We start from the raw sequence: 20,734 nt of genomic DNA on the forward strand, positions 1-20,734 counted from the left end.
CAGGCCGGACTCGGTCTTGAACTGTGCTTGCAGGTTATTAACTCGTAAAAGCTCTGTCACGTTACCATCCTCGCACTAGAGAATGCCCCTGAGCCGGGGCGAGCGCATCCGTCACCGACTGGCTAAATGCTCTAAGCCCAATTATATATGAAATACCTTCTCAGGACAAGGAAAAATTTGATTCTAGGAGAATAATTATAATAAAAAAATATTCTGTTAAAAAATGAGCCCGATAAAGAGGAAAATAAAGAAGAACCGGTTTGACCAGGGCTGCAACTATTTCTAACGGCAATAATCGGAACGATAGTCTCGACGAATATCGGGAAAATCTACCAACTTAAGTCACTATGGAGCGGGAGACCCCGACTAGAATCGGGGCGACAGTCCCGATGGGAATCGGGAAACTCTATCAACCTAAGTAAATATGGAGCGGGAGACCCCGATTAGAATCGGGGCGACAGTCCCGATGGGAATCGGGAAACTCTACCAACTAAAGAAATATTGGAGCGGGAGACCCCGATTAGAATCGGGGCGACAGTCCCGATGGAAATCGGGAAACTCTATCAACCAAAGAAACTATGGAGCGGGAGACCCCGATTAAAATCGGGGCGACAGTCCCGATGGGAATCGGGAAACTCTACCAACTTAAGTCACTATGGAGCGGGAGACCCCGATTAGAATCGGGGCGACAGTCCCGATGGAAATCGGGAAACTCTATCAACCAAAGAAACTATGGAGCGGGAGACGGGACTCGAACCCGCGACAGCCTGCTTGGAGGGCAGGAACTCTACCAACTGAGTTACTCCCGCACGGTGCAACTATAATTTTAACCCGAAACAGGAGTGATGTCAAAAGGCAAGGCAAAGCTCCCGGCCCCATTTCCCTTTCCTATTCCCAGCCGCTTTTAGCCCCGTAAGGCAGGGAGGTCATGATAGCTTCAATCTCCCGGATTTTGCCGGTTTGCACCTTGAAAAGCTCGCTGACGACCACGGTAAAAGGCCGCCGGGCGATGGGTATCATTTCCACCGTTCCCACCCCGGGCACCTCAACCGATTTAATAGTACCCTTGTGATGGAACATGAAAGTCCCCATGGTCAGGCCGCGCTCCTCGTCAACGACCGTCCAGTAACGCGGTGTTATCGAGGTGATGTAGGCGAAGGACTTGGCGTTAATCTGCCCGCGGCAGTCGGTGGGCATGGGGGGGCGATTGGGTTCCTGGGGGAAAAGGCCGGGGTTGTTGGTGGTCTGCATGCCGTTTTCGATGCGGTTGCATTCGTCCCAGAGGGGGAGGAAATCGGCGTTGTTCTGCTCCAGCGCGTCAAAATAAAGGTCGGATACGCGCACCATTTCCGCGCGGGAGACTTTCTCCTCCGTCTTGAGGGCGGCCAGGAACGGCGGGCGCGGTTTTTGCAGGTTTTCCTCCATGAAGGGTCGCTCGCTCTGCCGGACGACGATGTTTTCAATTTCCGTAATCTGACCTTTTTCCGTCTTGAGACGGGCGGCGATGAGGATGGGGAAGCCGTTTTCCTGCATATAGCCGTAAAGACCCACCTGCCCGGCCTGGGGGTCACAGGCGTAGAGCCGGTAGGTTGGCAAATCACTGGCGGTGGCCCAGAGCCCGTCCCCTACGGCCAGGGGTATGGTATTTTCCGTGTGCTTTACCGTTTTGGAGAGCGGCAGGCGGCCCGGGTCATGGGCGACGAGCGCCTCCAGGTATTGATTCATCAGTCCTTCCAGGGACGCGCGGGTGAGTTTTTCTGAAGACATGAGAAAATCCTCCTTATGCTGTTACTGGTAATATAGCTATTTTGAGGAAGGATGTCAAAATAATACCGGGATAATATCAAACATATCGCAATAATATAGTGATTAAGTACCTCATAATACGAACTGTCATAATATAAGCCAATATATTGACAACTGGCTACTTTGGACTATATAATGCTTCACATATATAGTTGAGCTTTCCCCTGCCGTACAGCGTGGAGGTGTCCATGAAAGAGCTAAGTGAAAAGGTAAAAGCTTTGAGGAAGAAAAGGGAATGGGCGCAGGAGGACCTGGCGCGGGAGATGGGCGTCAGCCTCTCTACCATACAGCGGTGGGAAAAGCGGGGCGGCAACCCTACCCGGCTGGCGCGGCGGGAACTGAAAAAACTTCTGGTGGCCGCCGGCATCAAGATGGAAGAATAGCCGGTGTTGATTGTCCTCCGCTCACGGCGGGGCGGGATTAAAAGGTTATATTTTACTTAGTAGAGTTATGTTAAGCAAGTAATTATTCCAAGATGGCACAGGAAAAGCTGATGAAGGGTAAAAAACCGCTCCCCCACCCGATGCAGGACTAGCCCTGCGACCATTTCCGCGACTTGACGTATCTCATGACGTCCAGCTTTTCCAGCTTATCAAAGTTATGGCGCGCGTCTATCCAGCGCATCGTGCCGGAGCGTCCCCTCATAGCGATGGACTGCGTGGTGGCCCCGCCGCTGAAGTAGCGTACCCCCTTCAAAAGGTTGCCGCTGGAAACGCCGGTAGCGGCAAAAAACACGTCGTCGCTGCTGATAAGGTCCTCGGTAGTATAGACTTTTTTCAGGTCTTCGCCTTTATCGATGGCGTTCTGTTTTTCCTGCTCGTCACGCGGCCAGCCTTTGCACTGGATGCATCCCCCCACGCACCGTATCGCCGCGGCGGAAAGCACCCCCTCCGGCGTGCCGCCGATACCCATCAGCATGTCCACATCCGTATCCGGCAGCGCCGCTTCAATGGACGCGGAAACGTCACCGTCGGAAATGAGCTTGACCCTGGCGCCGGCGCGGCGGATATCATTGAGCAGTTTCTCATGGCGGGGCCGGTCCAGCACCACCACGGTTATCTCATGAATCTTTTTGTTCTTGGCGGCGGCCACCCGCCGGATATTTTCCGACGTTGGAGCATCGATATCGATAACGTCTTTGGCTTCCATTCCGGTGACAATCTTGTTCATATAGACCAGGTTGCGAGGGCAGTGCATGGTGCCGCGGGCGGAAAGAGCCACCACGGAGATAGCCCCGGCCAGGCCGCGGGCGGTCAGGGTGGTGCCGTCGACCGGGTCCACGGCGATATCGACTTTGGGCTCGGTGCCGTCACCGATTTTTTCGCCGATATAGAGCATCGGCGCTTCGTCTTTTTCCCCTTCCCCGATGACTACGATGCCGTCCATGCGCACGAAGCCGAGCACGTTACGCATGGCGTTTACCGCCGCCTGGTCCACCAGTATTTTGTCGCCTTTGCCCAGGTGCTGCGCGGCGGCCATAGCGGCGGCCTCGGTAACGCGCACCAACTCCATGGCGATGTTCCGCTCGATGGGCTGACCGTTATTTTTCGTAGCCATATTATGTTAGTTTCCTCCCTGTTTTGATGGTTGGTCGGGGTGAGAGGATTCGAACCTCCGACCTTCCCGATTCAATCGGGACGCGCTGACCGACCACGCATTTGGCGCTTAATTTTCTTTTTCATTGGTCGGGGTGAGAGGATTCGAACCTCCGACCTTCCCGATTCAATCGGGACGCGCTGACCGACCACGCATTTGGCGCTTAATTTTCTTTTTCATTGGTCGGGGTGAGAGGATTCGAACCTCCGACCTCAGCGTCCCAAACGCTGCGCGCTAAACCAACTGCGCTACACCCCGATGGGGTAAGTAACAAGTATCAAGTGACAAGTATCAAACCCCGCCCTGTTTGTTAAGTATTTGTTAATAACAGTATAGTTTAGAGTCCAGACCGGCGCAATAGGTGGCAGCACCAGTACATAACAAAAGAGGGGCTTGGCGCCCCTCTCCGGTTTCCATTTTTATGGTAAAAACTAGTCCCGGCAATCGGGGCATTTATCATAATCGCTTAATGGCGTGCCTGATGTCTTGGCCACGTATTCAATCTGTTTTTCCGGCGCCCAGTACTGGCCGCAGACCGGGCATTTCCTCATCTTGAACTTGATGCTGTTATGCGGCCATTTGATGGTCCGGGTGCCCTTAACGTCCTCCATGGTGATGGCGCCGGTGGGGCAACTGAAAGAACAGGAGCCGCAGCCGATGCACGCCTCAGAAAAATCCTCGTTGAAGGGCGTGGTAAGCTCCCGATCCACCCCCCGCTTGGCCAGACTGATGGCGGCCACACCGACCACCTCGTCACAGGTACGGGCGCAGTTGGCGCAGAGAATGCACTTGTTGTTGCCCTCCTGCTCCACGAAGCGGGTCTTTTCCACGCCGGCCTTTTTGGCCAGGGAGATAATTTCTTCGGAGTCCGGGCAGCGGGCCAGCAAAAGCTCCAGCAGCATTTTGCGGATTTTACCGATGCGCTCAGTTTCCGTTTGAACGGCCAGCCCTTCTTCCACCAGATAAATGCAGGAAGTGACCAGGCGCTCCCGCCCTTTGGCGGTCTTGATTTCCACCAGGCACAGGCGGCAGGCGCCGTAAGGGGCCACGGCATCATTGGCGCAAAGGGTGGGGATATAGATGTTGTGGTCACGGGCGGCTTGCAGTACGGTAGCGCCCTCTTTGGCTTTAATCTGTCGTCCGTTAATCGTAATATTCAGCATTTCGTCTTATCCTTACTTTATTCGCCGAATTTGCAGACGCCGGCGGGGCATTTCTTGTTTTTAATGTGGGCTTCATATTCGTCCCGGAAATGCTTGATGGAGCTGATTACCGGGTTGGGGGCGGACTGTCCCAGCTGACAGAGCGCGGCGTCCACCAGGGTGGCGGAAATCTCTTCCAGCAGCGCGATATCGCCCTCTTTGCCCTGGCCGGAGGTGATGCGGTCCAGGATATATTTCATCTGGCGCAGACCTTCACGGCAGGGCAGGCACTTGCCGCAGGACTCGCCCTCCAGGAAGGTGACGTAATAGCGCGCCATTTCAACCATGCAGGTGTTGTCATCCATGACAATCATACCGCCGGAGCCCATCATCGAGCCGGCCTTGGTCAGCTCGTCGAAGTCCACGGGCAAATCCAGCAGGCTTTCCGGAATCATGCCGCCGGAGGGGCCGCCGGTCTGCACCGCCTTGAACTTGCGGCCTTTGGGAATGCCGCCGCCGATGTCATAGACGATGGTGCGGAGGGTGGTGCCCATGGGCACTTCCACCAGGCCGGTATTGCTGATATTGCCCACCAGGGCGAATATCTTGGTGCCTTTGCTGCCGGCGGTGCCGATTTTAGAGTACCAGTCCGCGCCTTTGTTGATAATCAGGGGCACGTTGGCCCACGTTTCCACGTTATTGAGGTTGCTCGGTTTGCCCCAGAGTCCTTGCTCCGAGGTGTGAATGTACTTGGCGCGGGGCTCGCCGACCTTGCCTTCCAGGGAGGCCATCAAAGCGGTGGACTCGCCGCAGACGAAGGCGCCGCCGCCGCGTTTTATCTTGATATGCAGGCTGTAGCCGGTGCCCATGATGTTATCGCCGAGGAGCCCGCAGGCTTCCGCCTGCTCGATGGCCAGGCGCATGTGGCGTACCGCCAGGGGGTATTCATTACGGATGTAAATAAAGCCTTCATGGCTGCCGATAGCGTAGGCCCCGATAATCATGCCTTCCAGCACGCTGTGAGGGTTGCCTTCCACCAGGCTGCGGTCCATGAAAGCGCCGGGGTCGCCTTCATCGGCGTTGCAGATAACGTATTTAACGTCCCCGTGAGCGTTGCGGGTGCTCTCCCACTTGCTGCCGGTGGGGAAGCCGGCGCCGCCGCGGCCTCTGAGGCCGGACTTCTTGACCTCTTCGATGACTTTTTCCGGGGCCATTTTCAGGGCTTTGGCCAGGGCGGTGTAGCCGCCGACCGCCAGATAATCCTCGATGGAGGTGGGGTCGATAAGGCCGTTGTTGCCGAAAACGAGGCGCTTTTGCAGCTTGTAGAAAGGCACCTCGTGCTCATGAGCGATTTTCTGATTGGTGGCGCGGTCGGTATAGAGCAGCCGCTCGATAACCTTGCCCTTGGCGATGGTCTCGGAGAATATCTCCGGGACATCCTTGACCCGGACGCGCTGGTAGAAGATATTTTCCGGTTTGATAACGACCAGGGGGCCGCGCTCACAAAAGCCGTGACAGCCGGATATGCGGATGCTGACCTTGCTTTCCAGCTTCTGCTTCTTCACTTCTTCCTGCAAGGCGGTGGTGACGGCCTGGCAGCCGTGAGCATGGCACCCCGTACCGTTGCAAACGGTAATCACGGCTTTATTTTTATCTATTTTGCCGACGATGCTTTTAATCAGGGTGTCGAGCTCACCCACGGTCTTTAATTTAGCCACTGGTGACTTCCTCCGCTAGTTAGTGATATTGGCTGAGTACGGGGCTTACTTTTTCCGGCGTCATCTCGCCGTGATAGTCATCTCCGATGATGACCATCGGACCAAGGGCGCAGGCACCCACGCAGTTGACGGTCTCCAGGGAAAATTTGAGGTCGGACGTAATACCGCCGGTCTTGATTCCCAGCTCTTTCTCAATCTGCGCCATGATCTTGTCCGCGCCGCGGACGTGGCAGGCCGTGCCCATGCAGACGCTGATAAGATTGCGCCCGCGCGGGGTAAGGCTGAAGGCCTTGAAGAAAGTGACCACGCTGTAAACGCGGCTCAAAGGCACGCCCAGACCGGCGCTTATTTCCGCCAGGGCTTCCTTGGGAAGATAGCCGATGGCCGCGTGGGTATCATGCAGGATATCTATCAGCGCCGATTTATCACGCTGGTAAGCATCCAGTATCTTGTTAACCCTGGGTTTTAGCTGCTTTACTGCCATGTTTCACATTCTCCAGTATTTTTCGATATTCCAACTCTACCCGCTGCTGTATCAGGGCGATAGTGTCTTCCGTCAGATGGCGGAACCGGCCCTGCCCTTTCAGGTAGTCCGTTACCGGCCGCAAAACGGGCATATCAACGCTCATTTTGTAAACGCCGTTCTCCACCTCAAAAAGCGGGAAAACACCGGTCTGCACGGCCAGGCGCGACTGGCGGTTGATGGTATCGGTGGGGCTGCGCCAGCCGGTGGGGCAAACGGAAAGGATGTGTACGTAGGCCGGGCCTTTGGTGGCTACCGCTTTGGCCACTTTCGCCATCAGGTCGAAGGGGTAGCCGTGGGTGGCGGTGGCAACGTAAGGGATGTTATGCGCCGCCGCGATGGCGGGCATATTTTTCTTCCAGCTGAACTGCCCGATGCTATTTTTACCGGCGGGAGAGGTGGTAGTGGAGGCGCCGAAAGGCGTGGAGGAAGAGCGCTGGACGCCGGTGTTCATGTAGGCTTCATTATCAAAGCAGATGTAGGTAAAATCGTGGCCGCGTTCCAGCGCGCCGGAAAGCGCCTGGAGGCCGATGTCCGAGGTGCCGCCGTCGCCGCCGATGGCGACTACTTTAGTGTTTTCCGGCAGCTGAGCGCCCTTGCGCCGCATGGCCTTGTAGGCGGCCTCGATGCCGGAAGCCACCGCCGCGGTGTTCTCGAACAGGGTGTGTATCCAGGGCAATTGCCAGCTGGTCAGCGGGAGCTGGGAGGAGAAGATTTCCGCGCAGCCGGTGGCGTTGACGACGATTACGTTGTTATCCAGGGCTTTAAACGCCTGGCGAATGGCCAGGGCTTCCCCGCAGCCGATGCAGGCGCGGTGCCCGGGCGCAAAGTTCTCCTCTTTTTTAACGAGCCGGGGAACATATATCGCGTATTTTTCCATTATTCCCTCACACCGTAGATTTCAAATTCGTTCCGGCTGCCTTTGGCCGCTATCTCCATGCCCTTTTTCACGATGTCCTTGTAGCCGTCTATGGTGGTATCGCGGCCGCCCAGGCTGATAATGTAGCTGACTACTTTGGGCTTTTTAGCCTGGTTATAGAGGGCGGATTTGACCTCCGAGGCTACCGGCCCGGCCGGCCCGCCGAAGGACATGGCGCGGTCGATGACGATAAGCACGTCCGCGTCCTTTACCGCCTCCCGCAGCTCCTCGAAGGGGAAGGGCCGCCATAAGCGCAGCCGTATCTGCCCCACGTCCAGCCCCGCCGCGCGCATCTCGTCGATAGCGACGGAAGCGGTCTCACCGGAGCTGCCCATGGTCATCAGCAGGACTTTAGCACCATCGCTGTGATACTTTTCCACGGGCATATATTTCCGGCCGAACGCTTTATCAAACTCGTCCCAGGCCTGGAGGATTACTTTTTTGGAGTTAACCAGATTGACCTGCTGCGCCCACTTGGTCTCCATGAAAATAGCCGGCGGGCCGAAATCGCCCATGGCTACCGGCCGGTCCGGGTTAAGGGGCAGGGGGAACCTGTTCTTGGGGAGGTATTTATCCACCTCTTCCTGGGTGGGAAAGATGATGGGTTCGATAACATGGGTAAGGTTAAAGCCGTCCAGGTGGACCATCACCGGCAACAGAACGCGCTGGTCTTCACCCACACGGAAAGCGATGATGGTGTTATCCAGCGCCTGCTGGCCGTTTTCCACCACTATTTGAATCCAGCCGGTGTCCCGGACAGACATCATATCAGAATGGTCGGCCCATATACTGAGGGGGGCGGATAAAGCGCGGTTGGCCACCGCCATGATAATTGGCAGGCGCATGGGCGCGGCCACATAGACTACCTCGTTCATCAGGGCCAGTCCCTGGCTGGCAGTGGCGGTAAAGGTGCGGGCGCCGGCCGCCGCCGAACCGAGACAGGCGCTCATGGCGGAATGCTCGGACTCCACGGGGACATATTCGGCGTCAAGCTCGCCGTTGGCAACCAACTCGGCCAGATGCTCCACGATGTGGGTCTGGGGGGTAATGGGGTAAGCCGCCACTACATCCGGATTACACATCTTGACGGCATCAGCCAGGGCGATGGAGACTTCAATACCGGTCTTAATGGTCATTACTCCACCTCCTCTATCATACTAATAACCCTGGGCCAGCATTCTTTGGCGCAGACGCCGCAGCCCTTGCAGTAATAAAGGTCGGCTTCAAAATAGCCTTCCTGGTTCTGCCCGATGCAGCCTTCCGGGCAGTAAAGAGCGCATAGTCCGCACTTGATGCACCTGGTGAAGTCGTAAGTGGGGCGTTGCGAGCGCCAGGTGCCGCTCTCGTACTCCCGGGCGCTGCCTGGCTCGGTCACGATGTTACCGATTTCCAGGTCTTTCCACGTCATTTCACTTTCGGATTTCGCCATCAATTACTCCTAAATCACTACTTGCTCGTAAGCGGTTTCCATTGCCTTGATATTGCGGTCACCCAGTTTGCCGAAACGCTTTTGCAGCGGGGCGTGAGTGGATTTTTGTTCCACGATGCCGGTCACTTTCAACACGGCGCCGAGCATAGTGGTGTTGACGATGTTTACGCCCAGCACCTCGCGGGCTATCTTGCCGGCGTTTACGGTGGCCACCGGGTGAGTTATGCCGAACTCGCTCTGGATTTCCGAGGCCGTTTTACGGGTATTGACGATTACCCAGCCGCCGTCTTTCAAGCCGGAGGTTACCTTGACCTTGGACAGCAGGCTCGGGTCCAGGACGACCACGCAGTCCGGCTGGGTGATATCCACCCTGATCCTGACCGGCGCCAGGCTGTCCACGCGGTTGAAGGCCTGTACCGGCGCCCCGCGGCGCTCCGGCCCGAAGCTGGGGAAAGCCTGGGCGTATTTACCCTCGCTGATAGCGGCCTGAGCCAGCATCTCCGCCGAGGTTACCGCGCCCTGTCCGCCGCGTCCGTGCCACCTGATTTCCATTAGGCTTTTCTCTTTAGTCATGTCAACTCCGCAAATAAATAATGCCCCTGGAGCGACTCGAACGCTCGCGGCCAGCTTCGGAGGCTGGTGCTCTATCCACCTGAGCTACAGGGGCCAATCACGTTAAAATAATACTATAAAACGGTCATTTCTGGCAACCCTGAGCGTAAGCTCAGGCGTAGCGGAAGTAAAGAAGCAGGTGACAGAACCCGATGACCAGCACCGTGAGCAAGGCCGCATATTTGGTGAACTTGCCCCAGCTGATGGGATAGCCCTCTTTTTCACAGATGGCGATGCCGACCACGTTAGCGGAAGCGCCGATGGGCGTGGCGTTGCCGCCGATATCCGCCCCGAGCGAAAGCGTCCAGGCCATGGCCGGCAGGTTGATGCCGGTCAATGAAAGGTCTCTTATCACCGGCACCATGGCGGCGGCAAACGGGATGTTATCCACGAAGGCGGAAAGGAAAGCGGAAAGCCAGAGTATCATGGCCATGGCCACCCCGGTATTGCCGTGAGAGATATTGCCGATGCCCTCCGATACTTTCTCCAGCACGCCGCTGACCTCCAGACCGCCCACGCAGAAAAACAGGCCGCTGAAAAACAACAGCGTATGCCAGTCTATACCCCGAAGAATTGCCCCGGCTTTTTTACCGGAGAGAGCCAGCGAGACAATGGCGCAGATAACCCCGATGGCCGCCACCGAAAGCCCGGTGTAAGCGTGCGTTATCAGCAATACTACTATAAGGGCGAATACCGCCAGCGCCAGCCGGAAAGCGCGCGGGTTGGTGATGGCGGAGCCGGGCGGGGGGCTTACTTTAGCGGCTTCCGCCGGGCTGGTCTCCTGCTTGAGCGTCTTGCGTAAAACCAGGAAAAAGAAGATGATGACCAGCACCATAGCCGCCCAGGCGATGACGCCGGTATTGGCAATAAAGTCCGTAAAGCTGAAGCCGAAGGCGGTGCCCACGATGATATTGGGCGGGTCGCCGCTAAGCGTGGCGCTGCCGCCGGTGTTGGCGGCAAAAATCTCGGCGATAATCATCGGCACGGGGTCGAACTTAAGCAGTCGCGCCAGCTCGATGGTAACCATGCTGAGAAACAGCATTACGGTGATGCTGCCGATGAACATCGAAAGAAATCCCGATAATATGATAAAAGAAATCAGGATGGGGATGACGCGGTAGCCGGTCAGGCGCGCCGTGTATAAACAGAGCCAGCGGAACAGCCCCGCCGTTTCCAGCCACCCCACGATTATCATCATGCAGCCGATAAAGATAATCGTCTGCCAGTTGAATCCCTGCGCCTCGACGGCGTTGGAGCCCGGCAGCCAGAAATTGGTATGGCCGAGGGCGGTCAAATTAAAATAGTCCCATAAAGAGCCCGGGGAATGCATGGTGCCCAGGAAAACCACCGCTATCATCAGGCCGGCCCCGGCCAGCACGGCGGTATGCCGCGGTATTTTGCCGCTGGCTATGGCCGCGAACATCAACACGAAGATAACGATGGCTAAAATCTGGCTGAGTGAAAACATGGCCTTTCCCTTAAAGATAAAACTCGTTCCATTTTAACAATATTGCCCACCGTATGACAATATCATTGACATTTTTACCCCGGGACAATTAAAGTAACTATAGCGGGGGCGGGACATTGTAATTCCTCCCCGCGATATTATATTCGTTAGCAGCGTATTTATTTATTCAGGAGCAAAGCCTTGTCTAAACTGAAAGCGGTGCTGCTGGTGGGCGGACTGGGGACGCGTTTAAAGCCCCTGACGGATTACATGCCCAAATCCATCGTGCCGCTATTGAACCGCCCGGTGCTGGAGCACACCCTGGCCTACCTCAAGCACTATGGCGTGGAGGATGTCATCCTGACGCTGAACTATCTGCCGGAGATGATACAGGCGTACTTCGGGGACGGGAAAAGGTGCGGGGTAAACCTCACCTATTGCATAGAGAAGGAGCCGCTGGGCACCGCCGGCGCGGTAAAAAACGCCGCCGCCTATCTGGACAGCAGCTTTTACGTCCTGAACGGCGATTTGTTCACGGACATGGACCTGCGGCATATGCTCGTCTTTCACCGGGCCAGGAAAGCCGCCGCCACCATATCGCTAACCTGGGTGGAGAATCCCAGCGCCTTCGGCGTGGTGGAAACGGACGCCGACCGCCGGGTGAAAGCGTTTATTGAAAAGCCGCCCCCGGGCACGGCCACCACCAACTGGATAAACGCCGGTACATATATTCTGGAACCGGAAGTACTGGAGCATATCCCGGACGGACAGCCCTACATGTTCGAAAGAGGGCTTTTCCCCGCCTTGCTGGATATGGGAAAGCCGGTGTACGGGTATGAATACCGGGGCTACTGGCTGGACATGGGGAGGCCGGAGACATACTTTTCCCTGAACATGGACCTGCTGAACCGGAAAATTAACAGCCCTTTGTTGCAGGAAATCAAGGACAATGGTATATATTATGGTAAAGACGTCACGGTCCACCCGGCGGCGGAGGTAAAAGGGCCGGTAGTTATCGGGGAAGGGAGCCGCATCGGGCGGGGGGTACGCATCACGGGGCCGGCGGTCATCGGGCGGGAATGCTGCCTGGAAGATGGCGTCAACCTGGAAAATGCGGTAATATGGGACAGGGTGAGTATCGGGGCGGGTTCCCGCTTGAGCCATTGCATTATCGGCAGCGACGCGGCTATTGGCCGGAACAGCAATATAGCCGATTGCGTCATGAACGCGGGACGGACCGTAACCTTGCCGGTGCCGGGCGCTAACGGGGCCTGAGCACGTTTTAGAAGGAGTTGTATGCCGGAAGAAACACTAAAAGGCAGCCACCACAAGGCAAAGAAACAGGAGACCGAGGAAGTAACTTTTAAGTGCGCCCGCTGCGAGACCCAGCAGCCGATTTCCAAGATGAAAATCATCGCCAGGTTCCGGCCGGTGATAGTAGTCTGCCACGAATGTGAGAAAGAACTACGCTAAAGCAGACATTACTTATGCTTATATAGTAAACGCGGGAGAAAGCTATGGCGGAAGAACTGGGAAAAATAGAAAAACCTCCGGTGGAAAATTTTAAAAATGGCCGCAAGCTGTTTTTCGTGCCGGCCCTGTACCAGGGCGAGGACTCGGAGACGGACTACGTCCAGAAATGCAATAAGTACTGGGAACAGGTGGCGCGGCAAATCAGCGAGCTTACCCTGAAACTGGGCGACGTAAACCGCGTTTACCACGAGATGATAGCGGCCTCCGGCGAAGAAGGCTGCAAGGCTATCGAGGAGCTGAATAAAGCCAGCTATGACATCGTGAAAGCCTGCCTGGACAAAAAAGCCCAGTTCGAAGCGTTGGAAGACGCGGACTTGCTGACGGAGTACATGGACTGGAGCCGGTGCCTGCTGATAGGCCTGCAAAGCCCTTCCGTTATCAATAAGGTATATGACGCCTACATCGAAGTGGGCAAAAAGAGAAACGAGTACATCGCCCGGAAAATAGATGAGACGCTGAAAGAGAATGAAATAGGTCTGGTGCTGCTGCGGGAAAACCACCAGGTGCAGTTCCCGGCGGACATACAGGTCTTTTACGTCGCCCCGCCCGCCCTGGACGAGATTAAGCGCTGGCTGAGAGAACGCCAGAGCAAACTATCCGAAGAAACACCTAAAGAGTAGCCAACCCTTCAGTGGGCATAAACTTTCCTGGTCTTATATTTTTTCATCGGAGGGGGAGGGATGGTCAGCTGCCGGGTATAGACCGCGCTGCACTGGAGACAGAAAACGTAGTCTCCTTCCGAGTCATGTTCCAGAAATAAATCACCGCCGCACCGTTTACACCCCTTAAACTTAATAATGTTCAACATGGCTCTTTACCTCGGGTTAATCAGATGCACCTTTTCAATTAATTCCATATATATAGATATTCAAAATAAACGTTTTAATTGTCAGTATTGTAGGTAATGAGCATCACGCCTGAATCACAAAACAGAATCATCCGGTCACAAAATAATCACATTGTCCCGGCACTCCAATAACGGGCCGGAAGCATTTTGACAATGCGCTTGGGAATGGTCTAAAATTTGTCCAATGATGAATTTGCTGATTAATAATTCTATTCAGGAGGAATGACATGGCGGGCAAATATGATAAATACGTCTCCCATCCACCTCATATAGAGATGCGCATGAAAGCGGATAAAAGCGTTATTTTCGACGGACTGTGGGTCAGCCGGGAAATGGTGCATTATGATTACTCTTTCGGCCACCAGTTCGTGAGAAAGCCCTTTAAAGGCGATAACCCCGCCCATACCCACAATTTCCAGGAATTTTTAGCCTGGTACAGCGGCAACCCGGATGACCCGGATGATTTCGGGGCGGAGGTGGTCTTTTACCTGGGTGAAGAGCTGGAAAAACACGTCTTCACCAAGCCCACGGTTATTTCCCTGCCGCCGGGACTGGTCCACTGCCCCATGGAGATAACCAGGGTGGACAGCCCAATTATTCAGATAGAAATGATGCTCGCGCCGGCGGACGGCTCCCCGCCCACCAGAGAGCCTTTCTTCCCCAAGGACAAGGGCTTCAAGCCGGAGCTGTTCATGGATGTTACCAATCATTCCATGAAAAAATAGAACGCGCGCTGAATCATCAACGAATAAAAGACAAGACCGGATAGAAAGAAACCCGCAGTCGTTTAAAAGGAGTATATCACCTAATATAAAAATATTATGTGAAAGAAGGAACAAATAATGCCATCTAGTGTACCAGCGAACTGGGCGCAAATGACGCCGGAAGAAAAACGCCAGTACCGGTTGAATGCCACCCTGGATACCTCCGGCATGAAATTCCCCAGCCCGGAAGCGGAAAAAGCTTTTAAAGCCCGGGCAAAGCGTATGGTGGACGTGTACAACGTAAGAGAACCGGACCGGGTCCCCGTGGTTCTGCCGGTAGGCAACCTGCCCCTCACCATGTTCGGCGTTAACGCCCGTACCGCCATGTATGACCCGGAAAAGGCCATCGAGGCTTCCGCCAAGTTCAACGCCAAGTACAGCGAGGAGCTGGAATACACCGCGATGCCCTGGGTCACACCGGGCAAGGTGCTGGAACTGCTGGATTATAGACTGTACGCCTGGCCGGGACACGGCATTTCTGAAAACGCCACCGGCTGGCAGTTCATTGAGGGAGAATACATGACGGTGGATGAGTATGACGACCTCATCCGCGACCCCTCCGATTTCTGGATCAGGACCTACCTGCCGCGCTGCTACGGCATCCTCGAACCGATGCGCCTGTTCCAGCCTTTCACCAACATCACCGAGAACGTGCATATCGGCCAATTTGCGCCTATCGCTTCACCGCCGGTACGGGCGATGCTGGAGAAAATGCTGGAGGTCAGCAAAGAATATGAGAAGTCACAGCAGATAATGATGAAAGCGATGGGACGGGGCGCGGCCGGGATAAGTATGGGAATGGGCGGGGTGACCTTCGCCAAAGCGCCGTTCGATACCCTGGGCGATACGCTGCGCGGCACCACCGGCATTATGAAAGACATGTTCCGCCGTCCGGACAAGCTGCTCAAAGCCCTGGACGTTATCGCCGACCTCACCATCAACACCGTATTGAAGTCGCCGGGCATCGAGCGTTCGCTGATAATCACCTACCCGCTGCATAAAGGCGCCGACGGCTGGATGTCCCAGAAGCAGTTCGATACATTCTACTGGCCGTCCCTGAAAAAGGTAATGAACGCCTTCATTAACGAGGGGCTTATCCAGAGCCTCTTCGCCGAGGGCAGCTTCAATACCCGCCTGCACTGCGTGGACGAGTTCCCCAAGGGCTCCGTGGTCTGGTACTTCGACCGCACGGATATGTTCGAGGCCAAGAAGGTGCTGGGAAAGAAATACTGCCTACAGGGCAATATACCGGCTTCTTTGATTGTCACCGGCGAGCCCAAGGACGTAAAAGAGTACTGCCGACGGCTTATCCAGGAAGTGGGCAAGGGCGGCGGTTTCGTTCTCTCCTCCGGCTCCTCCCCGGACAATCCCAAGCTGGAAAACATACGGGCCATCATGGAAGCCGTTAGGGAATACGGGTTTTATAAGAAATAGCTTCAACCAGCGATAATAGCGAGTATTCAGGCCGGTTGTCCGTAAACGATGACCGGCCTGACTTTTTAAGGCTTGCTTTATGATTTCACAAAATCAATCGCTTTGCCCGCGGGCGGCGCAGAAAAGCCTGACCGCCCGTGCGGCGGCGTCCCGTAAAAGAGCAGCGGCGTTCTTCATGGCATCGGCCCGCGCCATGCCCTCCGGCACCATGCTCAAGACGGTATCTATGCCGTGCTTATAGACCTCCCGGTAGCCCTGACCCATTTCACCGCAGATGGCAATGACCGGTTTGCCGGCGGCTTTAGCCCTTTTACCGATGCCCGCCACCGTCTTGCCGAAGGCCGTTTGAAAATCTATCCGGCCTTCCCCGGTCAATACGAGGTCAGTATCAGCCAGGTATTTATCAAACCCGATGCTCTCACACACCAGGTCCACGCCCGGCACTAACGCGGCCCCCAGGAAAGCCGTCAACCCGGCACCAAGGCCCCCGGCGGCCCCCGCGCCCGGCAGGTAAGCGATATCCAGTCCCAGGTCACGTTTTATCACTACGGCCAGATTGCGCAGGGCGGCATCCAGCTTTATTACCATGTCCGGCGTGGCACCCTTCTGCGGCCCGTACACGTAAGCGGCACCGTCCGGGCCGTACAGGGGATTGGTGACATCACAGGCGCAGAGAATCTCACAATCCTTAATCAGCGGGTGCCTATTCGTAATATCAATATGCTTTAAACGGGAAAGACCGGCGCCGCCGGGCGGTATCGGCTGATTTTTGGCATCAAGTAGTTTTATGCCCAGCGCCTGCGCCAGTCCCGCGCCGCCGTCCACGGTAGCGCTGTCACCCAGCCCGATGATTATCTTTTTACAGCCGGCCTCCAACGCCGCCAGGATAAGCTCGCCCGTGCCGTAGGTGCCGGCCTGCATGGGATTTAGCTTGTCTTCCGGCACCAGCGCCAGACCGGAAGCGGCCGCTACCTCAATTACCGCGCTCCGTTTGTCCCCCAGCCTGCCCCAGGCGGCGGTAATGCTGTTGCCCAGAGGGTCGTGGGCAGGGGCGGTTACGATTACGCCGCCGGTGGCCTGCACCAGCGCCCTGACCGTACCGGAGCCGCCGTCCGCGATGGGCAGCAGCACCGTTGCTATATTCTTGTTAAAATCCCGCACGCCTTGCGCCATGGCCGCGGCGGCTTCATGGGACTGGAGGCTGCCTTTGAAAGACTGCGGCGCGATTATTATCTTCATCTCACCCGCCGGAACGTATTTATTTACAAACCTTTTTATGTAGTATAATATGACAACATTTGAGGTTTGAGCAAGGAGAACACCGTCCATGACCCGTCAGGAAATCAGCCATGCCGTAGACAGACTCATCGCCGGGGCGGTGGATATGCACATCCACATCGGCCCCGAGTCCCGTTTACAGCGGCGGCAGGACTCTTTACAGCTGGCGCAGGCAGCCGAAGCCGCCGGCATGAGGGCCATCGTCCTGAAAAACCGCGAGTACGGCACGGCGGCTTTAGCCCGGCTGGCGCAGGGGCTGACGCCAAAGGTGGGGGTAATCGGCAGCTTCACCCTGGATAACGAGGCGGGCGGCCTGAACCCGGGGGCCGTACTGGCCTGGGCGCGGCTGGGCGCTAAAGTGGTCTGGATGCCGACGGCCACCGCCGCCAACTCCAAAGGTAAAGTGCTGCGTTCCCGCGGGCTCGACCTGCCGGGGGAGGGACAGACCATCCTGGATGCCCGCGGCCGACTGCTGCCGGAAGTGGTTGAAATTCTCCGTATTATTAAAGAGCATGATATCGTCCTAGGCACCGGGCACCTGGCGCCCCAAGAGGTTTTTATTCTGGTGACGGAAGCCCTGAAAGCCGGTATTAAAAAAGTAGTGGTTACGCACGTGTTGCAGGACCAGCTCATGGACGAAATACTGACCAACGAGGAGATAGCGCGCCTGGCGGAAATGGGCGCTTTTATCGAGTATTCCTACTGGACCTGTGAGAATAACATTCATAAAATATCCCCTAACGTTCTGGTAGACTCCATCAAGAGGGTCGGCGCGGCGCACTGCATCATGACCACGGACTTCGGGCAGATAGATAATCCCCCGGCCCCGGAAGGATTTAAATCTTTTATCCGGGCGATGCTGGAGGGAGGCATCCCGGCCAAAGACATTGAAATGATGGTCAAGACGAATCCGTCCCGGCTGCTGGGCCTGGACTGATGATATAAGATATTTTCCCAGATAAGAGGAAAGGAGACATATACCGTATGCAATTGACCCGGGATGAAGAAAAAATGCTCTCCGGCGGGTACGGCGCGGGCTACCAGAAAGCCATGGAAGTGCTGGTGAAGATGGGGGAGTTTTATGACGCCAAGCGCCTGATTCCCGTTAGCATGGCGTTCCTGACTATCGGCCCCAGCCCCAGGAAGCCGGGCAAAACCACCGAGTGGCTGAACTGGCTGGCCGACCACGGGGCCACGTTCAAGTGTCCCCTGTCCATGGCGCCCATAGAGTCGTCCAACTTTCTGGACTTCGAGCTGCATAAAAAATTCGGTGGCATATTTGCCATCGGCGGGAGCGGGCATCCCCGCAACCTGTTCTGCCAGCCGGTTTACGGGCAGCACCTGGTGGCCGACGGCACGGCTGTCACTCATTATGTAAACTCATATATCGGCGCCCGCGCCAATACGGAATGCTTTGTCGGGCAATACTCCGCCGCCATCGTCGGCAAGACGCCGGAATACGGCTTTCACCTGGCGGAAAACCGGGTGGGCAAGACTTTATTCAACATTAAAGTCAGGCTCAATGACGAGACGGACTGGAGCGCCCTGGGCTACTATATATCTAAAACGCTGGGCAAGCATTACTGGGACGTGCCGGTGCTGGACGGCGTTAACCCCGCCGATATCACCCACGATGCCCTGGTGGCTTTCTGTTCCTCCATTCCGGCTTACGGGGCCTGCGTGCACTCCCTGCTGGTAGGCGTTTCACCGGAAGCGCACACGCGGGAACAGGCTTTCGGCGGCGTCAAGCCATTGGAGACTTACGAGGTCGGGACTGATGAGCTTAAAGAAGTTTATGACGCGTTCTCCACTAAAAAGTCGCAGCCGGACATGGTATCCATCGGCGGCTTCGGCGTGAACGTTTCCATAGAAAACGTGTACAAGCTGGCCAAACTGCTCGACGGCAAGAAGGTATCGGATAAATTCCCCACCGTAGCCCTGATAGACGGGCCGGTCAGGACGGTAGCGGACCGGGTGGGGCTATCGGACACTATTAAAAAAGCCGGCGTGATGCTGGGCATGCAGGACTATCTGAAAGGCAGGAACGTGGACGCGGCGGATTTCACCAACAACCCGGTCATGGGCGCCAAGCGGCTGGGACTCAACACCCTGGTATTCTTCGACGCCAAGTCCTGCCACTACATCGGCAACCAGGACATCGAGCCGGTGCTGAAAAACCTGGAAGACTGCGTCAAGATTGCCTTGACCGGCAGGATGGAGGGAAAATAAATGGCCAAGATAGTGCTCAAGGGGCATAAGGGCATCGGCGGCACCGGTGAAGGCGAGGCGCTGGTCTGCCAGGAGCCGGTCAATCTGATGGCGGATACCGGCAACGTCTGGACCGACCCCGCGGACGCCACTTTTACCAATAAGGTGGCCACGCCGTCGGTTTACGGACAGAGCTTTAAGGACAAGGTGCTGGTGTTCCCTACCGGCAAGGGGGGAATTTTCAGCACCAATATCATGATGGACATGGCGGCGGCGGGCACCGCGCCTAAAGCAATCGTTAACGTGCGCGCCCACCCGGTATGGGCCGCCCTGGCCATAGAGCTTAATATCCCGCTGGTGGACAGGCTGGATAAAAACCCGTGTGAAGTTATCGCCACCGGGGACTGGGTGAAGGTGGATGGGGAAAAAGGGACGGTAGAGGTAACAAAAAAGAAATAGCAGCGGCAAGTTATTTATCAAAATAGCGTTGACAAGAGACGCCCCGATGCCCGGGGCGTCTTTCTTTTTCAGGGGCAGCCGCCGGAGAAAACGCATTGACGCTGTCAGGCAAATAAAGCATAATAATAAAGTCCGTTGTTCGTAGCCGGGAGAGGTGTCCGAGTGGTTGATGGTGCCGCTCTCGAAAAGCGGTTCCCGATTATATCGGGACGTGGGTTCGAATCCCACCCTCTCCGCCAGCCTGCGCAAAAGCTTCTGTGGGCAAGTCGGCTGGCAAGCCACTGAAATATAATGAATAACATCGCCTTTATCTACGTAACCGTCGGGCTTTGGGCCGCGATGTTCATCTTGTGGGTTATCAAAGCCGTAATCGATAGCCGGGCTAGATTGTTATCGGAAGCAGTCTCGCTGATTAAATTTTTCTCTTCCGTGGTTATCATTTATATTCCCCTGTTTATTGGTGGTTGGGTTCCCCGGGGAATTTATAAGGATAACGTCTGGACAAATATTCTCGGCGTTATTATGTGCACCGCGGGCATAATATTTTCCGCCTGGTCGAGGATTACCCTCGGGAAAAACTGGAGCGGGCGGGTAATGGTCCAGCAGGAACATGCTTTAGTCAAAACCGGGCCGTACGGTATTGTCAGACACCCGATGTACGCGGGCTTTTTATTTGCCTTGTTTGGAACGGCGCTGGTACTGGCGGATATATTCGGCTTTAGCTGGAGCGTATTATCCGCGTTTTTCATGGTCGTAAAGAGCCGGCAGGAAGATAAGCTACTGGCCAAAGAGTTTCCGGGTGATTTTTTGAAATACCGGCAGAAAGTTAAAATGCTGCTCCCGTTTGTTTACTAGTTGTTTTCAAATATGATTTAACATCACGCTGTATTTCCTGCGTTTTTCGGACTAAAACGGCCACCCTTTCGGAGCAAACCGGCCGGCCTTTCGGAGTAAAGTAGGCCACTCTTTCGGAGCAAATCGGCCACCCCCATCGGAACGGCGCTGGACAATAGCAATGG

The 20,734-nt window shown here is 55.7% G+C and carries 22 protein-coding genes and 4 tRNA genes; 11 read left to right on the top strand and 15 right to left on the bottom strand.

From position 1 onward, the window contains the following. Positions 1–733: 733 nt before the first annotated feature. Both WC370_10705 and WC370_10710 read right to left on the bottom strand, forming a co-directional pair. A tRNA-Gly gene (locus WC370_10705) sits at positions 734–809 on the bottom strand. A gap of 79 nt (positions 810–888) precedes the next feature. Further along, entirely contained in the window at positions 889–1,767 is an 879-nt protein-coding gene (locus WC370_10710; GenBank protein MFA5309935.1) for a hypothetical protein, read from the bottom strand. Positions 1,768–1,994: 227 nt separating this feature from the next. Here WC370_10710 and WC370_10715 point away from each other — a divergent pair, with 227 nt between their 5' ends. Continuing rightward, complete coding sequence (locus tag WC370_10715; GenBank protein ID MFA5309936.1) at positions 1,995–2,189, top strand: helix-turn-helix transcriptional regulator; 195 nt, start codon at positions 1,995–1,997, stop codon at positions 2,187–2,189. A gap of 148 nt (positions 2,190–2,337) precedes the next feature. On the opposite strand, the gene glpX is transcribed toward WC370_10715, so the two are convergent. The 11 genes from glpX to WC370_10770 form a co-directional block, all read right to left on the bottom strand. Continuing rightward, a complete protein-coding gene (glpX, locus tag WC370_10720) occupies positions 2,338–3,363 on the bottom strand; it encodes a class II fructose-bisphosphatase (GenBank protein MFA5309937.1) in 1,026 nt (341 codons plus the stop codon). A gap of 219 nt (positions 3,364–3,582) precedes the next feature. Then, positions 3,583–3,660, bottom strand: a tRNA-Pro gene (locus tag WC370_10725). A gap of 173 nt (positions 3,661–3,833) precedes the next feature. Continuing rightward, a complete protein-coding gene (locus WC370_10730; GenBank protein ID MFA5309938.1) occupies positions 3,834–4,565 on the bottom strand; it encodes a 2Fe-2S iron-sulfur cluster-binding protein in 732 nt (243 codons plus the stop codon). A gap of 17 nt (positions 4,566–4,582) precedes the next feature. Next, entirely contained in the window at positions 4,583–6,262 is a 1,680-nt protein-coding gene (locus tag WC370_10735; GenBank protein ID MFA5309939.1) for a NuoF family protein, read from the bottom strand. Positions 6,263–6,281: 19 nt separating this feature from the next. Beyond that, complete coding sequence (gene nuoE, locus WC370_10740) at positions 6,282–6,746, bottom strand: NADH-quinone oxidoreductase subunit NuoE (GenBank protein ID MFA5309940.1); 465 nt, start codon at positions 6,744–6,746, stop codon at positions 6,282–6,284. After that, positions 6,715–7,665: a thiamine pyrophosphate-dependent enzyme gene (locus tag WC370_10745; GenBank protein ID MFA5309941.1), complete on the bottom strand. Its 951-nt coding sequence runs from the start codon at positions 7,663–7,665 to the stop codon at positions 6,715–6,717. Before WC370_10745 ends, nuoE begins: the two co-directional genes overlap by 32 nt. Then, positions 7,665–8,840, bottom strand: a complete 1,176-nt coding sequence (locus tag WC370_10750) for a transketolase C-terminal domain-containing protein (GenBank protein MFA5309942.1) — start codon at positions 8,838–8,840, stop codon at positions 7,665–7,667. The genes WC370_10745 and WC370_10750 overlap by 1 nt, the downstream gene beginning before the upstream one ends. Next, positions 8,840–9,133: a 4Fe-4S binding protein gene (locus WC370_10755; GenBank protein ID MFA5309943.1), complete on the bottom strand. Its 294-nt coding sequence runs from the start codon at positions 9,131–9,133 to the stop codon at positions 8,840–8,842. The genes WC370_10750 and WC370_10755 overlap by 1 nt, the downstream gene beginning before the upstream one ends. Positions 9,134–9,142: 9 nt before the next feature. Further along, complete coding sequence (locus WC370_10760) at positions 9,143–9,706, bottom strand: 2-oxoacid:acceptor oxidoreductase family protein (GenBank protein MFA5309944.1); 564 nt, start codon at positions 9,704–9,706, stop codon at positions 9,143–9,145. A gap of 21 nt (positions 9,707–9,727) precedes the next feature. Continuing rightward, positions 9,728–9,800 (bottom strand) — tRNA-Arg (locus tag WC370_10765). 57 nt (positions 9,801–9,857) lie between these two features. Next, positions 9,858–11,213: an SLC13 family permease gene (locus WC370_10770; GenBank protein MFA5309945.1), complete on the bottom strand. Its 1,356-nt coding sequence runs from the start codon at positions 11,211–11,213 to the stop codon at positions 9,858–9,860. 180 nt (positions 11,214–11,393) lie between these two features. Between WC370_10770 and WC370_10775 the strand changes: the two genes are divergently transcribed. The 5 genes from WC370_10775 to WC370_10795 all read left to right on the top strand — a co-directional run bounded on the left by WC370_10775 (position 11,394) and on the right by WC370_10795 (position 15,770). Continuing rightward, positions 11,394–12,467: an NDP-sugar synthase gene (locus WC370_10775; protein ID MFA5309946.1), complete on the top strand. Its 1,074-nt coding sequence runs from the start codon at positions 11,394–11,396 to the stop codon at positions 12,465–12,467. Between the two features lie 21 nt (positions 12,468–12,488). Further along, positions 12,489–12,665 (top strand): hypothetical protein, encoded by a 177-nt coding sequence (locus tag WC370_10780; GenBank protein MFA5309947.1) that lies wholly within the window; start codon positions 12,489–12,491, stop codon positions 12,663–12,665. A gap of 44 nt (positions 12,666–12,709) precedes the next feature. Further along, positions 12,710–13,345 carry a hypothetical protein gene (locus WC370_10785; protein ID MFA5309948.1) on the top strand — a complete coding sequence of 212 codons (636 nt, stop codon included), beginning with the start codon at positions 12,710–12,712 and terminating at the stop codon, positions 13,343–13,345. 454 nt (positions 13,346–13,799) lie between these two features. Beyond that, positions 13,800–14,297, top strand: a complete 498-nt coding sequence (locus WC370_10790) for a hypothetical protein (GenBank protein MFA5309949.1) — start codon at positions 13,800–13,802, stop codon at positions 14,295–14,297. Positions 14,298–14,414: 117 nt separating this feature from the next. After that, positions 14,415–15,770, top strand: coding sequence for a uroporphyrinogen decarboxylase family protein (locus WC370_10795; protein MFA5309950.1), 1,356 nt, complete (start codon positions 14,415–14,417; stop codon positions 15,768–15,770). A 93-nt stretch (positions 15,771–15,863) separates the two neighbouring features. Here the strand turns inward: WC370_10795 and WC370_10800 are convergent, their stop codons facing one another. Next, the gene (locus WC370_10800; protein ID MFA5309951.1) at positions 15,864–17,009 is read right to left on the bottom strand and encodes a glycerate kinase; all 1,146 of its coding nucleotides are present in this window, start codon (positions 17,007–17,009) and stop codon (positions 15,864–15,866) included. 88 nt (positions 17,010–17,097) lie between these two features. Here WC370_10800 and WC370_10805 point away from each other — a divergent pair, with 88 nt between their 5' ends. The 4 genes from WC370_10805 (at position 17,098) to WC370_10820 (ending at position 19,954) form a co-directional block, all read left to right on the top strand. Next, positions 17,098–17,985: a DUF6282 family protein gene (locus WC370_10805; GenBank protein MFA5309952.1), complete on the top strand. Its 888-nt coding sequence runs from the start codon at positions 17,098–17,100 to the stop codon at positions 17,983–17,985. A gap of 47 nt (positions 17,986–18,032) precedes the next feature. Next, complete coding sequence (locus WC370_10810) at positions 18,033–19,277, top strand: aconitase X (GenBank protein MFA5309953.1); 1,245 nt, start codon at positions 18,033–18,035, stop codon at positions 19,275–19,277. Beyond that, on the top strand, positions 19,278–19,715 hold the full coding sequence (locus WC370_10815) for a DUF126 domain-containing protein (GenBank protein MFA5309954.1): 438 nt from the start codon (positions 19,278–19,280) through the stop codon (positions 19,713–19,715). Between the two features lie 148 nt (positions 19,716–19,863). After that, a tRNA-Ser gene (locus WC370_10820) sits at positions 19,864–19,954 on the top strand. A gap of 72 nt (positions 19,955–20,026) precedes the next feature. Here WC370_10820 and WC370_10825 read toward each other — a convergent pair. Further along, the gene (locus WC370_10825) at positions 20,027–20,155 is read right to left on the bottom strand and encodes a hypothetical protein (protein ID MFA5309955.1); all 129 of its coding nucleotides are present in this window, start codon (positions 20,153–20,155) and stop codon (positions 20,027–20,029) included. Here WC370_10825 and WC370_10830 point away from each other — a divergent pair. Then, a complete protein-coding gene (locus WC370_10830; protein ID MFA5309956.1) occupies positions 20,145–20,570 on the top strand; it encodes an isoprenylcysteine carboxylmethyltransferase family protein in 426 nt (141 codons plus the stop codon). The genes WC370_10825 and WC370_10830 overlap by 11 nt on opposite strands. Positions 20,571–20,734 lie beyond the last annotated feature (164 nt).

This window comes from Dehalococcoidales bacterium, assembly GCA_041652735.1.
Classification (GTDB): domain Bacteria; phylum Chloroflexota; class Dehalococcoidia; order Dehalococcoidales; family RBG-16-60-22; genus RBG-13-51-18.

Bases quoted from the DNA above. Each gene is read 5' to 3' on its own strand.
- WC370_10750 (MFA5309942.1), bottom strand. From the start codon at position 8,840: ATGACCATTAAGACCGGTATTGAAGTCTCCATCGCCCTGGCTGATGCC.
- WC370_10715 (MFA5309936.1), top strand. From the start codon at position 1,995: ATGAAAGAGCTAAGTGAAAAGGTAAAAGCTTTGAGGAAGAAAAGGGAA.
- WC370_10785 (MFA5309948.1), top strand. From the start codon at position 12,710: ATGGCGGAAGAACTGGGAAAAATAGAAAAACCTCCGGTGGAAAATTTT.
- WC370_10730 (MFA5309938.1), bottom strand. From the start codon at position 4,565: ATGCTGAATATTACGATTAACGGACGACAGATTAAAGCCAAAGAGGGC.
- WC370_10755 (MFA5309943.1), bottom strand. From the start codon at position 9,133: ATGGCGAAATCCGAAAGTGAAATGACGTGGAAAGACCTGGAAATCGGT.
- WC370_10710 (MFA5309935.1), bottom strand. From the start codon at position 1,767: ATGTCTTCAGAAAAACTCACCCGCGCGTCCCTGGAAGGACTGATGAAT.
- WC370_10825 (MFA5309955.1), bottom strand. From the start codon at position 20,155: ATGATAACCACGGAAGAGAAAAATTTAATCAGCGAGACTGCTTCCGAT.
- WC370_10790 (MFA5309949.1), top strand. From the start codon at position 13,800: ATGGCGGGCAAATATGATAAATACGTCTCCCATCCACCTCATATAGAG.
- glpX (MFA5309937.1), bottom strand. From the start codon at position 3,363: ATGGCTACGAAAAATAACGGTCAGCCCATCGAGCGGAACATCGCCATG.
- nuoE (MFA5309940.1), bottom strand. From the start codon at position 6,746: ATGGCAGTAAAGCAGCTAAAACCCAGGGTTAACAAGATACTGGATGCT.
- WC370_10780 (MFA5309947.1), top strand. From the start codon at position 12,489: ATGCCGGAAGAAACACTAAAAGGCAGCCACCACAAGGCAAAGAAACAG.
- WC370_10760 (MFA5309944.1), bottom strand. From the start codon at position 9,706: ATGACTAAAGAGAAAAGCCTAATGGAAATCAGGTGGCACGGACGCGGC.
- WC370_10810 (MFA5309953.1), top strand. From the start codon at position 18,033: ATGCAATTGACCCGGGATGAAGAAAAAATGCTCTCCGGCGGGTACGGC.
- WC370_10800 (MFA5309951.1), bottom strand. From the start codon at position 17,009: ATGAAGATAATAATCGCGCCGCAGTCTTTCAAAGGCAGCCTCCAGTCC.
- WC370_10770 (MFA5309945.1), bottom strand. From the start codon at position 11,213: ATGTTTTCACTCAGCCAGATTTTAGCCATCGTTATCTTCGTGTTGATG.
- WC370_10795 (MFA5309950.1), top strand. From the start codon at position 14,415: ATGCCATCTAGTGTACCAGCGAACTGGGCGCAAATGACGCCGGAAGAA.
- WC370_10745 (MFA5309941.1), bottom strand. From the start codon at position 7,665: ATGGAAAAATACGCGATATATGTTCCCCGGCTCGTTAAAAAAGAGGAG.
- WC370_10815 (MFA5309954.1), top strand. From the start codon at position 19,278: ATGGCCAAGATAGTGCTCAAGGGGCATAAGGGCATCGGCGGCACCGGT.
- WC370_10805 (MFA5309952.1), top strand. From the start codon at position 17,098: ATGACCCGTCAGGAAATCAGCCATGCCGTAGACAGACTCATCGCCGGG.